Genomic DNA, 14,948 nt, shown 5'->3' with positions numbered 1-14,948 from the left:
AATAATTTTAGCTTTTTATGGCAATTAAAATTCGCAGAGAGGACGCCCTCAATTATCATACACAGGGTTCACCTGGCAAAATTGAGGTAGTCCCAACCAAACCACTTTCCAGTCAAATGGACCTCGCTCTTGCTTATTCCCCTGGAGTGGCTGAGCCTTGTAAAGAAATTGAAGCAGACGTGGAGAACGTCTATAAATACACAGCCAAAGGAAACCTCATCGGAGTTATCACAAATGGAACTGCTGTTTTAGGACTAGGAGACATCGGCCCTGAAGCGTCTAAGCCTGTGATGGAGGGGAAAGGGGTATTATTCAAAAAATTTGCAGGAATTGATGTATTTGATATTGAAATCAATGAAAAAGACCCAAAGAAATTAATAGAGATCATCCGATCTTTAGAGCCCACTTTTGGCGGAATCAACCTAGAAGATATCAAAGCACCAGAGTGCTTCGAAATAGAGCGAGAGCTCAAAAAACAAATGAATATCCCTGTGATGCACGATGATCAGCATGGGACTGCGATTATTTCTGGAGCTGCATTGCTAAATGCACTTGAAATCGTAGAAAAAGATATTACTAAAATAAAACTTGTTGTAAATGGCGCGGGGGCTTCAGCTGTTTCTTGTACCAGATTCTATATGTCTCTTGGGGTGAAACGAGAAAACCTAGTGATGTGCGACAAGGAAGGTGCAATCCGAAATGACAGACCTGATCTTGATGATATCAAAAAGGAATTTTCAACGGATCGTGATATACACACCCTTTCAGATGCACTTAAAGATGCAGATGTCTTTTTGGGACTTTCTGCGGGAAACATTGTCAACCAAGATCAAATAAAATTAATGGCTCCGAATCCAATCGTTTTTGCTTTAGCAAATCCGGATCCAGAGATACCTTACGAACTTGCAATCGAAGCCCGGGAAGATTTAATCATGGCTACAGGCCGATCTGATCACCCTAACCAAGTGAATAACGTATTGGGTTTCCCATACATTTTTAGAGGAGCTCTTGATGTCCGTGCCACTGCCATCAATGAAGAAATGAAGTTAGCTGCAGCAAAAGCAATTGCTAAACTTGCAAAAGAACCAGTTCCAGATATTGTAAATAAGGCATACGGCGAAAGTAAATTAGGATTTGGAAGAATGTATTTGATTCCAAAACCACTTGATCCACGACTCATTACTACAATTGCCCCGGCGGTTGCAAAGGCTGCAATGGAGTCTGGTGTTGCAAAATTTCCAATCAAAGATTGGGATGCGTATGAATTAGAACTTCAAGAGCGAATCGGAATTGATCAGCGATTAATGTCTGTGGTTATTGCAAGAGCTAAGAAAGATCCAAAACGAGTAGTTTTTGCAGAGGCAGATAATCGAAAAATCCTTAAGGCAGCCCAGATCATCAAAGATGAAAAAATAGGAAACCCTATTTTATTAGGAAATCGTGAAAAAATCCTAAGTCTGATCCAGGATAATTCGCTTGATCTTTCAAACGTATCCATAATCGATCCGCTTGAGGAAAAGGAGATGATACAAAAATTCACCTCCATTCTTTTTGAAAAGCGTCAGCGAAAAGGAATGAGTATTTCAGAGGCCTCACGATTAGTCACTCAACGAAATTACTTCGGTGCTTTGATGGTAGAAACTGGAGCGGCAGATGCCTTTATTTCGGGCTTGACCAGAGATTATCCGAAGACTATTCTCCCTTCCTTGCATTCGATAGGGGTGAAAAAAGGAGTAAAAAGGGTAGCTGGTATGTATATCATGAATACAGATAAGGGACCTTTCTTCTTTGCGGATGCTACAGTAAATCTCGATCCAACAGCCGAAGAATTGGTGGAAATAATTGGTTTGACGGCTGAGGCAGTGAAATTCTTCAATATGGAGCCAAGAATAGCTATTCTCTCCTATTCAAACTTTGGCTCTGCTCAGGGAGATATCCCTGCCAAAACTGCAAAAGCAACTGCACTCGCTAAAGCAAAATATCCGGATTTGATTATAGAAGGTGAAATGCAGGCGAACGTTGCAATTAATGAGGAGATTCAAAGAGATATGTATCCTTTCTCCAAGCTGATTGGAAAAAAAGCAAACACTCTTATTTTCCCAGATTTGAGTTCAGGAAATATTGCATACAAGCTTCTTTCTGAACTTGGTAATGCCGAAGCGATTGGGCCAATTTTACTTGGAATGAACAAACCTGTTCACATTCTCCAGCTAGGTAGCTCCATACGAGAAATCGTAAATATGGTAGCCATCGCCGTGGTAGATGCCCAAACGAACGATTCAATATGATTTCCTATGTAAGTGGAAAATTGGTTTTCAAAGATCCTACTTATGTAATCATTGACGTAGGAGGTTTAGGGTATCACGTGAAAATCTCCCTCCAGACTTATAGCAAAATAAAAGATGAGGAGCAGATCAGGCTCCTCACTTTTCTTCATATCAAAGAGGATGCACACACACTTTATGGATTCAAACAAGAGGAAGAAAAGCGCTTATTTTTATTATTAATTGGAATCAATGGTGTAGGTCCAAACACCGGGTTAATGATTCTTTCTTCACTTAGTACCGAAGAAATTGAGCATGCGATCCTTTCAGGTGATGTAGCAACCATACAACATGTCAAGGGCATTGGAGCCAAGACAGCTCAAAGAATTATCTTAGAATTAAAAGATAAAGTTGGAAAATCAGGGACAGATACAACTTCTTCTTTGGGATTCTTGAAATCAAATACTAAAATCCGAGAAGAAGCGTTACAAGCATTAATTACCCTTGGTTTTCAAAAAGCTGCAGCTGAAAAAAATATAGCTTTGGTGCTGAAAAAAACAGAAGGAGAAATTTCATTAGAAGATTTAATTAAAGCATCTTTAAAGACACCATAATTTCTAGCTGTATTGAACTTTCGGAAGACACTGACTTTTTTCAGGCGAAGGTTTCTTGCAGGTTGGCTTGAATTCATCATCCTATTTGGCCTCTTGCTCGCCTTTAACCCTTCCCAGGCTCAACAAACCAGTCCTGACAGCACTCAGTCTCGGATTGATTCATTGAATCTTAGGAGAATGACTCCCTCGTATTTGCTTTGGCAAAACATGAGGACAAATCCCCTATTCCCCCCAAGAAACCCTTTTTTTAATTCCAAAATCCCTTACTATTCACCCTCTCCGGTGACTCAAAACTTAACCGTGGTAATGGATTCAACCCTACGATACAAAATCGTAGATGAACTAGACTCCACTCGGGTAGGGAATGAACAAGAGTATGATTTTGAAGAATTTTCAAAGATCCAAGAATACAAAAACCGACAAGATTATTGGAGGAGTAGAGCTCGAGGAGGAGATGGTGAAAGCGCTGTAGAAGGACGAGGATTGATTCCTCCCTTGACAGTTAGCCCTACATTTGATCGATTATTTGGAGGGAGTGACGTCAATATTGTGCCATCTGGGTATGTCAATCTGGATTTTGGGGCAGTTTTCAGAAGAATAGATAACCCGACTCTTCCAATCCGTCAACAACAAAATGGAGGTTTTAATTTTGACCAGCAGATACAAATGGCCGTCAATGGCACCTTGGGTGAAAAGGTTAAAATCGGGGCGAATTTTGATTCCAATAACTCTTTCGATTTTCAGAATCAGTTGAAAGTCGAGTTTAATGGTTTTGAAGAAGATATTGTAAAATCAATCGAAATCGGCAATGTAAGCATGCCTGTACAGAATCGACTGATTCAGGGAGCACAGAATCTTTTTGGCGTCAAGACTCAAATGCAGTTTGGTAAACTGAATGTCACTGCAGTTGCCTCCACTCAACGAGGTCGACAAGATAATTTGGTAATCGATGCGAATGGACAAGGCAGAACATTCGATATACAAGCTTCGAAATACGATGAAAACAGACATTTCTTTCTTTCTCACTTTTTCAGAGACAATTATGAGCGTTGGTTGAGAGGACTTCCTCAAGTCCTATCCGGAGTCAATGTAACTCGTATCGAAGTCTATATAATGAACCGGGCTACAAATACGGAGACGCTTCGGAATTTTGCTGGATTTGTAGATCTAGGGGAAGGAAGAGTCCTCCTCAATCCAAATAATCCTGCAATCGGTACTGGAAACCCTACTTCACCCGCGGCAAATAATGCTAACAATCTTTACTCCTCGATTTCAAACAATCCGGCTTTCAGACCCTTTGATACAGGTTCGCGAGAAATAGAAAGTAGTCTAGGTTTACGAAAAGGAGTCGATTTTGAACAAATCAACGGCGCCAGAAAACTGGATGAAACTGAATTTTTCTTTAATAAACAGCTCGGATATCTTTCGCTTTTCAGAAGATTGCAAAACGATGAAGTCTTGGCAGTTTCTTTCGAATACACCTATAATGGTCAAGTCTATAAAGTGGGTGAATTGACTGAAGATTATCAGAATCTCGCCGAAGATCAAATGATTTTCTTAAAGCTACTTCGACCGGCACGAATTAACCCACGAATTCCAACTTGGGATTTGATGATGAAAAACGTCTATTCACTGAATGCAAATCAGATTTTGAGAGATGGCTTCCAATTACAGGTGATCTATCGTGACGACCGCACTGGTTTAGATAATCCTTCATTATTGGAAGGTCAAAATGTAAAAGATGTTCCCCTCATTCGATTAACAGGTTTAGATAATTTAAATCCTCAAAACGACCCCGCTCCCGACGGTAATTTCGACTTTGTAGAAGGGTTGACCATTTTGACTAATCGTGGGCTTTTGGTCTTTCCAGTCTTGGAGCCTTTCGGGTCAAATCTGGAGAAAAATTTCACCCAATCGGAAATTGTACTTAAGGACAAATATGTCTACGATACCTTGTATCGAACTACACAGGCTGATGCTGAACTAGTCACCCGATTAAATAAATATTTCATTAAGGGTCGATTGACTGCTGGTTCAGCTAGCGAAATCCAACTCCCCGGTTTGAATATTTCTCCAGGATCAGTTATCGTACAAGCAGGGAATATCCCACTTACTGAAGGAGTAGATTTCACAGTTGATTACAATACCGGGAGACTTGTAATCATCAACGATGCAATTCTTCAATCCGGAAAGCAGATTAATGTCAGTTTTGAAAAAGCTGATTTGGTTTCTTTTCAAACGAGAAGTTTACTTGGAACAAGGCTGGACTATCTTTTCAATGACAAATTCAATTTGGGAGGTACTTTTCTTTACCTCAATGAAAGACCAAACGTAACCCGAATAGCAACTGGAAGTGAAACGCTGCGAAATAGCATGTGGGGATTAGATGCTAATTATAGCAGCGAATCGCGTTTTCTAACCAAACTTGCTGATGCACTACCTTTTACCGATACGAAGGAAGCCTCCATGGTTAATTTTAGTGGTGAATTTGCACATCTAATTCCAGGCACATCCAATCAGGTAAATGGGGAGCAGGCATCCTATATTGATGACTTTGAGGCAGCGGTGACACCATTTAATCTAGGTGGTGCTGCCAATCAAAATTGGAAATTAGGATCTACTCCTGCTACCAACGACAATCGCTTTGACTTGAGTAATCAAACTGAAGACAACCTAGGCGCGACTTACAGAAGAGCCCGAGTAGCTTGGTATAACATCGATAATATTTTTTACAGAGAAAACGGACCTGGAGTCCCAAGTAATATCACCCGGGAAGACAGAAGGAATCATTATGTAAGGAGAGTTCTCCCTCAGGAGATTTTCCCTCAGCAAGACAGGGAAGTTATCATTACTCCAGAGCCCTTATTTGAATTTGCGTTTTTCCCAAGCGAACGAGGAATGTACAATTACAATCCGGACTTGACTTTTGAAGGCTTCTTACCAAACCCAAAACGAAACTATGGTGCAATTACCCGTGCAATTACTACTGAAGTAGATTTTGACAGAACCAATATTGATTACCTGGAATTTTGGCTATTAGACCCATTCATTGAAGGTGAAAATGGACGAGTTTTAGATGGGGTATTCAATCAAAATAATACTACCGGAGGAAAAATGTTCATCAACCTGGGTGATATTTCAGAAGATGTGATGAAGGATGGAAGGCATGCTTTTGAAAATGGCCTTCCTGCAGATGGCGACCCTGCAGAAACCGGAAGTAATGAATGGGGAAGAATCACAAGAGAACAATTTTTACTACCCGCTTTCGATAACTCAGAGACCTCTCGTATAAATCAAGACGTAGGTTTTGATGGATTAAAAAATGAAGACGAGCCAGCTTACTTCAGAAGTAGATTTTTAGATCGAATCACCGTCTCGCAGGAAGCTCGAAATACAATCGAGCAGGACGTTTCCGCAGACTTTTTTCAATATTACCTTGATGAAAGATTTGATGAGAATAATGTAAAAATTCTGGAGCGCTACAAGAAATTTAACGGAATGGAGCAAAATACTCCAGTCACTGCTAACCAAAACCTCCCATATACTCCATCTGGCTCCAACCTCCCAGACAATGAGGATTTGAATACTGATAACACAATTAACGAACTTGAAAACTACTACGAGTATGAGTTAGATCTTCGACCTGGTCAATTGGAAGTGGGCAGGAATTATATCGTAGATAAAGTCACTCACGTCGAGGCAGGTGAAAGTGTAGATTGGTATTTAATTCGAATTCCTGTTCGACAACCCGACCGAGTTCAAGGGAATATAACGGGCTTTAAATCAATCCGATGGATCCGTACATATTTGACGGATTTTGAACAGCCGGTAGTCATGCGTATGGCAAATTTCAGAATGGTCGGGAGTCAGTGGCGAGTCTTCCAAGAGTCTCTTTTTGAAAGAGGTTTTTTCGAAATACCGGAACCTGACAATTCAAATGTGACCGTAGATGTAGTAGGAATTGAGGAAAACAGTCAAGGAAGTGCCACTCAAAGTCCATATGTACTCCCTCCGGGAATCATACGGGATCGTGACAATACTTCTACCGTGGAGCGAAGACTTAATGAGCAATCACTTCGAGTATGCGTAGAAGATCTTCAAGCAAAAGATGCCCGGGCAGTATTTAAAAATGTCACTTTGGATTTGGTACAGTTTGAACGAATCAAAATGTTCCTCCACGCTGACAGTGAAGATGCATTGGATGGGGAGATAACTGCATTCCTACGATTAGGAACTGACTATACAGACAACTACTATGAGATTGAAGTGCCTTTGATTATCACTCCAAAAGGTACTCGGGATCCGAGGCAGATTTGGCCTTTGGAAAACGAAATTGACATAGCAATCCAAGAAATTGTAGGTGTAAAAGTCGCCAGAGACAATAACCAAGTGCCCCTCAACCTTCCTTTTTCTCAGCAAATAAGACAATATAAGGTGACGGTAGTTGGAAGACCGGAATTATCACTCTCCCAATCCTCGATGATTGGTGTGAGAAACCCAGGCCTAAATGGTGGCGGAAGTAGAAGCGTTTGTATATGGGCAAATGAGCTCAGAGTGACTGGTGCAACCAAATCAAATGGCTGGGCTGCCAATGCTTTATTAAATGCAAAAATTGCAGATGTGGCTGTGGTATCTGCTTCGATTCGTCATAATTCAATTGGATTTGGCGGATTAGAAACCAGACTTTCCCAGCGATCAAGAACTGCTACAACACAATATGATATCTCCACCAATGTAGACATCCATAAATTGTTGCCTGAAGCTCTTGGTGTAAGTATTCCTTTCTACTTCAGTATCGAAAACTCAACGACCAAGCCCGAGTATGATCCTTTAAATCCGGATGTTCCATTTGAGGTTGCTTTGCAAAAATTTGAAACGGATGCCCAACGAGAGGCCTATCGTGAAATTGCATTAGATCAAATGGACAGAAAAAATATCAGTTTCAACAACGTCAGGAAAATAAAAACTAATCCTGATGCAAAAAGCAGATTCTTCGATATTAGCAATTTTTCACTTTCCTACGCTTACGGGACCGTGACACAAACTAACGCTCAAATCCAAGACTATAATTTCAAAACTTATAGAGGTAACATTACTTATAGCTATCAACCAAAACCTTGGAGTATTGAACCTTTCAAGAATTCAGAGTTCTTGAATTCTCCACATTTGAGGTTGATCAAAGATTTTAATCTGAATTTGTCTCCAACTTTAGTTTTGGCGCGACTCGATGTAGATCGGCGGTTTTTGAGGTCTCAATATAGAAATGACCAATTGGGCACTTCAGGGGTTGATCCACTCTTCCAGAAGAGCTTTTTTATGAATCGGTTCTATACGGTCAACTGGGATTTGACAAAAAATCTTCGAGTAGATTATACAGCGAGTGTCCTTGCAGTTGTAGATGAACCTCAAGGAGATTTGGATACAGAGCAAAAGTCTGATTCTGTACGAGCTAATTTCTGGAATTTTGGTAGAAGAACTAATTATAACCAAAATGCGACACTGAATTATACTGTACCATTTGATAAATCTCCACTTACCGATTGGATTCGTGCGGAATACAGATATGGGACAACCTATACTTGGATGACAGGTGCGATTGGCCAGAAAGACACCTTAGGTAACGCTATCCAAAACACACGAGACCAATCAATAATTGGAAAATTAGACCTTGTTAAATTATATAACAAAAATAAAAAGCTCGCCGCACTGAATACTCCTAAGCGGCCTAGTATCCCAGGAAGAGAAAGTATAAACGCAGAAGACACAATAGGCACGCCTTTTACCAACAAAATCATTAAAGCGCTAATGATGGTTAAAGAATTTACTTTTACCGTCGGGAAAATCGAAGGAACATTCCTTCCAGGGTATCTCCCTAACACTGGTCTGTTAGGCATGGACCGAGCATTTAATAACCCTGGACTAGGATTCCTATTTGGGTCTCAAGATCCTACCATTAGAAATGATTTTGCAAATGCAGGAATAATGGCGCCAAGTGCCGAATTGACGCAGCCTTTTTCTCAAAACAGAGCGGTAAACATGAAGTTTGGAAGTATTGTAGAGCCTATTCAGGACTTCCGAATAACCCTCAATGCTACCAAACGGGAAATAGGAGATTACCAAGAGATTTTTAGAAACTCAACTGATAATCCTGGGGAATACCTTTCGATAAGTCCAAATAGAATTGGAGCTTACAGCATAACCACAATTATGATAGGAACGACATTTAGTCGTGATGATTTTGATAATATATCTCCACTATTTACCGATTTTGAAAACAATCGAGCAATCATTAAATCAAGACTTGATGGTTCAATCACGGGAGGGGAATATGCCTTAAATGGTCAAGATGTACTTATTCCATCTTTTATAGCTGCATATAGGGGTAAGAGTGCATCTGAAATTAATTTAAATCCATTTCCAAAAACTCCATTACCAAATTGGAGACTGGATTATCGCGGCCTTTCTAGGCTAAATGGATTAAAGGATATCTTCAGTAGCATTAATATCACGCATGCTTACGAGTCTAATTATGATGCAAGCAACTTCTCAAACTCACTTCAATACCAGCGTGGATTAGAGCTATACAATACACTACAAAACATTCCAGTTCCTACAGAAGTAAATGAATCTGGCCAATTCATTCCAATCTATGTATTAAATCAGGTAGTACTTTCGGAACGATTTAGTCCTTTGATCGGAATCGATCTATTGACAAAAGATCGATTGAATATTTCGATAAACTACAATAAAGAACGGAACCTTGGCCTTAATTTTTCTAATTCCCAAGTTACCGAACAGCGAAGCAGCGACATTGGTATCAACATAGGTTACATCAAAGCTGGAATGAAGATTCCTTTCAAAATTCAAGGAAGGCAAACTGTTTTGAAAAATGACCTTCAATTCCGTATGGACACACGTATAGTAGATACTCGAACTGTACAGCGAAAAATTGAAGAAGCCAGTACAATTACCAATGGAAATCTAAGTTTACAAATCAGACCAACTGTAAGTTATCTGATCAATCAGAACCTGAATTTAACTTTCTATTTTGATCGCACCGTTAATGATCCTCGAGTGACTACTGCATACAAACGAGCCTCGACTTCATTTGGTGGACAATTAAGATTTAATTTATCTCAATAGATTTCAAACTTACTTTAATCCTGCTATTTTTGACATCTTATAAAATTTCGAACAAATGAATTTTCCTCAAGAATTAAAGTACACCAAAGACCACGAGTGGGTAAAAATAGATGGTGATGTAGCAACCATCGGAATCACAGAATTCGCTGCCGGCGAATTAGGAGATATTGTCTATGTAGAAGTTGAAACTATCGGAGACAGTCTTGATACTGGTGAGGTCTTTGGATCAGTAGAAGCAGTAAAAACTGTTTCTGATCTTTTCATGCCTGTTTCTGGAGAAATTCTGGAATTAAACTCAGAACTTGAGGATAATCCTGAACTAGTAAACGAATCGCCTTATGGAGACGGATGGATGATCAAAGTTAAAATCTCAGGTGATCTTCCTAGTGACTTACTTTCTGCGTCTGATTACTCAGAGCTAGTCGGAAATTAAGCTAAAAAGTGATTCGAACGGTTCTTGCAATAAGTTGGCTAGTAATTATATCACTAGCGATGCTTACCCCGGGTAATAAACTCCCCGATGCAAACTATTTCGAACTTCAAGATAAGCTAATTCACTTGATTTGCTTTTTCGGACTAAGTTTCCTTTGGACTGGAGTCGGAATCAAAAAATCTGAAGTCAGCGAGAATCGAAAAAGGTTGATTTTCAATTTCATCTTATTCGGTGTTTTGGCAGGAATAGTTTTAGAGAGCCTTCAGCATTATATACCAAACAGAACTTTTGACATTATGGATATGATTGTCAATGAAATAGGTGGAATTTTAGGTTTCTTAGCATATTTTAAGATTCCAACAGACAAAATCAGTTTGGATTAATGAGTTATAATTATTAGAATTGTTATTCATTCGTTAGACAAAAATTAACCAGTATAAACCAAACTCATCATGGAAGCAAAAAAGACTCCCAGCGCTGATCTAACCAAAAAATCAGGAATGTTCCTGAATCTTGGTTTAGCGGTAGCTGTTGGATTAACTCTTGCTGCATTCGAGTGGAAGTCATTTGACGGTGGTTCTTTGAAGGATCTTGGTCAGGTAACTGATAACTTCGAAGAATTGCTTGATATTCCAATCACAGAGCAGCCACCACCACCACCGCCACCACCAGTGGAGCAACCGATCATCGAGGAGATTCCTGATGAAGTTGAAATTGAAGAAAAAATTGAAGTAAACTTTGACGTAGACGTTAAAGAAACTACTGTAATCAAAGAGGTAGTAATCGCTGATGCACCAGTTGTTGAAAAAGCTGATGAAATCTTTGATGTGGTAGAAACTCAACCTAATCCTCCTGGAGGAATGTCAGGTTGGAATCAGTATCTATCCAAAAATTTGAAATACCCAACTCAAGCAAGACGAATGGGTATTGAAGGAACAGTAATCGTTGTATTCGTAGTTAATACTGATGGTTCTATTCAAGATGTCGAGGTTCTCCGAGGTATTGGAGGAGGTTGTGACGAAGAGGCCATCAAAGTTGTAAGCGAGGCTCCAAAATGGGAACCGGGTAAGCAACGTGGACGTCCAGTTCGTACTCGAATGAGATTACCAATTCGATTCAAACTAAGCTAAAAATGAGACCTGAGAAATCAGGTCTTTTTTTTGTGCAATCTCTTTAACAACTTTTTAATTAGTTAATTTTTGTTAGCAAATTAGTTTCTGCTTTTTCATTGGGTTAATTTCTATGAGTAGTTTTTTCACAACCTAAATCAAACTCTCATGGAATTAAAGAAAAACCCTCGTTTGGATCTCAGGAGATGGTCCTCTACTCTTACCAATTTGGGATTAGTAGTAAGTATTGCACTAGTTTTGGTTGCTTTTGAATGGAAAGCATATGAAGATTTTAAAATCAAAGATTTCTCTGGAAACTCGGAAATTTGGGATATCCCGGATGTTCCGATAACGATTCAAACTCCACCTCCACCCCCTATCATACCCATAGAACTAATCATCAAACCAGATAATGAAGAGATCGATAAAAAAACTGAATTGATTATTGATATCGATTTTGAAGAGGAAAAACCAGTTATTGATGTCACTTTGGAGGGACCGCCTACAGTAGAAGTTCCTGATGAGATTAATGATTTTGTTGAAGTTCAAGCTTCATTTAAAGGTGGTATGGATGCCTGGTACGCTTATCTTAAAAAAAATCTTATCTACCCAAGTCAAGCGAGACGAATGGGAATTGAGGGATCCGTAATTGTGCGCTTTGTAGTAAATACGGATGGCACAATTCAAGATGTTGAAGTATTGAGATCAATTGGAGGAGGTTGCGATGAAATTGCGATGAAAGTAATAGCAAACTCCCCTGCGTGGAATCCGGGAATCATAAAGGACCGACCAGTAAGATCAAGAATGACAATTCCAATTCGCTTCCGATTGGATTGATTCAATTATTACTTTAAAAAAAAATTGAAGCTTTTATTTGTTGATAAAAGCTTCTTTTTTTTACCTAAATTAGAAATGCACGTGAAATCAACCCAATGCGAAAATTTGCGCTCATTTCGATTCTTCTAATCTTCTTTTTTACAAACTGTTCTCAGAACAATCCGGATTTTGATATCCTAATCCTCAATGGCACTATCTACGATGGTACCGGACAACAACCAATCCAAGCAGATATAGGAATCAAAGACGATCAAATCATAGCAATAGGGAACCTAAGTTCGTCTACAGCATCTAAGTCAATTGATGCAAAAGGTTTAGCGGTTTCTCCAGGATTTATAGACATGCACACACACCTAGAACCGTTGATGGATATGCCATTGGCTGAAAGTTTAGTGAGACAAGGTGTGACACTAGCTTTGGGAGGGCCAGATGGCGGAAGTCCATGGCCGTTTGGGAGTTATTTGGATTCGCTTTCTAATACGGAATTGGGAATTAATGTTGCCTATTTAATCGGTCACAACACAATCCGTAAAGAGGTCATGGGACTTGAGGACCGTGAACCGACGGGCGAAGAACTAGAATTAATGAAACGGTATGTACAGCAAGCGATGAATGAAGGTGCCTTTGGGATTTCCACGGGATTAAAGTATTTACCTGGAACTTTTGCCAAAATAGATGAGGTAATTGAATTGTCTAAAGTAGCTGCCAATGAGCAAGGAATTTATACTTCACATTTGAGGGAAGAAGGATTGGGTCTTTTGGACGCTGTAAAGGAAGCGATTTTGATTTCCCGAGAAGCCCAAATCCCTGTTGTGCTTACTCATCATAAAGCAATTGGAGTAAAAATGTGGGGAGCAAGTACCAAAACATTATCTATGGTAGATTCAGCCAGGAAGATAGGTTTAGATATCATGATGGATCAGTATCCTTATACTGCAAGTCATACAGGAATTAGTGTTCTGATTCCAAGTTGGGCTATGGAAGGTGGTGATTTTGCCAGAAGAATAGAAAATCCGGTATTAAAAGACAGTATTAAAAAGGGAATTATCTATAATATTCTCAACGACAGAGGAGGTAAAGATCTCAACCGAATTCAATTCTCTAGAGTAGAGTGGGATCAATCTTTGGAAGGAAAGACACTTCAAGATTGGGTGGAAAGAGAAGAGATGGAGCCTACAATTGAAAATGGAGCTGAATTAGTAATTCAAGCCCAACTCAACGGTGGAACAGGAACCATTTATCATGCGATGGATGAGAGCGATGTGGAGCGAATTATGAAACATCCTATGACGATGATTGGGTCAGATGGGAGACTCTCAAGACCTGGTGATGGTCAGCCACATCCCAGAGCATATGGGACATTCCCCCGTGTTCTTGGATACTATGTTAGAGAAAAGAAAATCCTTTCGCTACCTGAGGCTATTCATAAAATGACTGGACTATCTGCTGGTCGGCTAGCTCTAAGCAATCGAGGACTGATCAAAGTTGAAAATATAGCTGACATTACCATATTTGATCCTGAAACTATAATAGACAAGTCGACCTTTACAGATCCTCACCAATACCCAGAGGGAATCGAATACGTAATCATCAATGGGAAAATAGCTATTGATAAAGGCAAATACTTAGCCGTACCAGCAGGGAAAGTTATTCGTAAAACCGCTAAAGATTAAAGAACATTTAGTACTTGTTCCTTAATTTTCTCTAGCTCATCCTTCATATGAATAACGTGTTTTTGCATAGCTGCATCATTTGCTTTAGAGCCAATGGTATTGATTTCCCGCCCTATTTCTTGGCAAATAAAACCAAGTTTTTTTCCTTGGAGCGTATCTTCTTTTAGGCATTTTGAAAAATAGTTCAAGTGGGTATCTAGCCTAACAAGTTCTTCGGTAATATCCAATTTTTCAAAATAATAAATCAGTTCCTGCTCAAAACGGTTAGCATCGAAAGCATTTTCATCTAACCACTCATTGAAGTGATTTCTGATTTTATCTTTTATTTTCGACTTCCGATTCCCCTCATTTTGTTTTATTTCCTCCAATCCAACAACGATGGTCTCGATATTCCCTTTAAGTTTTTCGAAAAGAGAATTTCCTTCATCCTGACGAAATGAATCACACTTATTTAGCGCTTCAGTAATTACTTTTTTTACAGCTATCCAATCTCCTTCATCATCCTTCTCATCTGTAGTGATTTGAGATATTACATTTGGAGATTGTAATGCCAGTTTAAAAAGGTCCGGAGAAGACTCATTGACCAGAGTTGCTAGCCCTTTGTATTTCTGATAAAAAAGTTGAAATAGACTTTCATTTATAGCTACCGGAAGATCTACTGATCCTTTGGTAGAAAAGTCCACTGTGATACTCACTTTGCCACGGTCCAAGATAGATTGAGCAAGAGTCCTGATCTCAAGTTCCTTTTCAGTGAACTGTCTTGGGCTTCGAATAGATAGATCTAAAAACTTTGAATTGAGTGAACGGACTTCTACTTGAATAATAAGGTTATCATTTTCAAAGCCGGCATTTCCGTAGCCGGTCATGGATTTTAT

At 39.4% G+C, this 14,948-nt stretch carries 9 protein-coding genes; 8 read left to right on the top strand and 1 reads right to left on the bottom strand.

Going from position 1 to position 14,948, the window contains the following annotated elements; translation table 11 throughout:
• Positions 1 to 17: 17 nt before the first annotated feature.
• The 8 genes from BVC88_RS17010 to BVC88_RS16975 all read left to right on the top strand — a co-directional run bounded on the left by BVC88_RS17010 (position 18) and on the right by BVC88_RS16975 (position 14,073).
• A complete protein-coding gene (locus BVC88_RS17010) occupies positions 18 to 2,288 on the top strand; it encodes an NADP-dependent malic enzyme (RefSeq protein WP_075351923.1) in 2,271 nt (756 codons plus the stop codon).
• Positions 2,285 to 2,878 (top strand): Holliday junction branch migration protein RuvA, encoded by a 594-nt coding sequence (gene ruvA, locus BVC88_RS17005; protein ID WP_075351922.1) that lies wholly within the window; start codon positions 2,285 to 2,287, stop codon positions 2,876 to 2,878. Before BVC88_RS17010 ends, ruvA begins: the two co-directional genes overlap by 4 nt.
• 12 nt (positions 2,879 to 2,890) lie before the next feature.
• Positions 2,891 to 10,021: a T9SS outer membrane translocon Sov/SprA gene (sov, locus tag BVC88_RS17000; protein WP_449353816.1), complete on the top strand. Its 7,131-nt coding sequence runs from the start codon at positions 2,891 to 2,893 to the stop codon at positions 10,019 to 10,021.
• A gap of 55 nt (positions 10,022 to 10,076) precedes the next feature.
• The gene (gene gcvH, locus BVC88_RS16995; protein WP_075351921.1) at positions 10,077 to 10,454 is read left to right on the top strand and encodes a glycine cleavage system protein GcvH; all 378 of its coding nucleotides are present in this window, start codon (positions 10,077 to 10,079) and stop codon (positions 10,452 to 10,454) included.
• 8 nt (positions 10,455 to 10,462) lie between these two features.
• Positions 10,463 to 10,837, top strand: a complete 375-nt coding sequence (locus BVC88_RS16990; RefSeq protein WP_139316596.1) for a VanZ family protein — start codon at positions 10,463 to 10,465, stop codon at positions 10,835 to 10,837.
• 69 nt (positions 10,838 to 10,906) lie between these two features.
• Entirely contained in the window at positions 10,907 to 11,584 is a 678-nt protein-coding gene (locus BVC88_RS16985) for an energy transducer TonB (RefSeq protein WP_075351919.1), read from the top strand.
• A gap of 147 nt (positions 11,585 to 11,731) precedes the next feature.
• The gene (locus BVC88_RS16980) at positions 11,732 to 12,400 is read left to right on the top strand and encodes an energy transducer TonB (RefSeq protein WP_075351918.1); all 669 of its coding nucleotides are present in this window, start codon (positions 11,732 to 11,734) and stop codon (positions 12,398 to 12,400) included.
• Between the two features lie 95 nt (positions 12,401 to 12,495).
• Entirely contained in the window at positions 12,496 to 14,073 is a 1,578-nt protein-coding gene (locus tag BVC88_RS16975) for an N-acyl-D-amino-acid deacylase family protein (RefSeq protein ID WP_075351917.1), read from the top strand.
• Here the strand turns inward: BVC88_RS16975 and BVC88_RS16970 are convergent.
• Positions 14,070 to 14,939 (bottom strand): YicC/YloC family endoribonuclease, encoded by an 870-nt coding sequence (locus tag BVC88_RS16970; RefSeq protein WP_245803666.1) that lies wholly within the window; start codon positions 14,937 to 14,939, stop codon positions 14,070 to 14,072. The two genes, BVC88_RS16975 and BVC88_RS16970, sit on opposite strands and share 4 nt — an antisense overlap.
• Between the last annotated feature and the right edge of the window lie 9 nt (positions 14,940 to 14,948).

Origin of the sequence: Algoriphagus marinus (genome assembly GCF_001936475.1) — a bacterium.
Classification (GTDB): domain Bacteria; phylum Bacteroidota; class Bacteroidia; order Cytophagales; family Cyclobacteriaceae; genus Algoriphagus; species Algoriphagus marinus.
The sequence above is the reverse complement of the archived record's forward strand: the minus strand, read 5'-3'. Positions and strand labels throughout refer to the sequence as shown.

Bases quoted from the DNA above. Each gene is read 5' to 3' on its own strand.
- BVC88_RS17010 (WP_075351923.1), top strand. From the start codon at position 18: ATGGCAATTAAAATTCGCAGAGAGGACGCCCTCAATTATCATACACAG.
- ruvA (WP_075351922.1), top strand. From the start codon at position 2,285: ATGATTTCCTATGTAAGTGGAAAATTGGTTTTCAAAGATCCTACTTAT.
- gcvH (WP_075351921.1), top strand. From the start codon at position 10,077: ATGAATTTTCCTCAAGAATTAAAGTACACCAAAGACCACGAGTGGGTA.
- BVC88_RS16985 (WP_075351919.1), top strand. From the start codon at position 10,907: ATGGAAGCAAAAAAGACTCCCAGCGCTGATCTAACCAAAAAATCAGGA.
- BVC88_RS16980 (WP_075351918.1), top strand. From the start codon at position 11,732: ATGGAATTAAAGAAAAACCCTCGTTTGGATCTCAGGAGATGGTCCTCT.
- BVC88_RS16975 (WP_075351917.1), top strand. From the start codon at position 12,496: ATGCGAAAATTTGCGCTCATTTCGATTCTTCTAATCTTCTTTTTTACA.
- BVC88_RS16970 (WP_245803666.1), bottom strand. From the start codon at position 14,939: ATGACCGGCTACGGAAATGCCGGCTTTGAAAATGATAACCTTATTATT.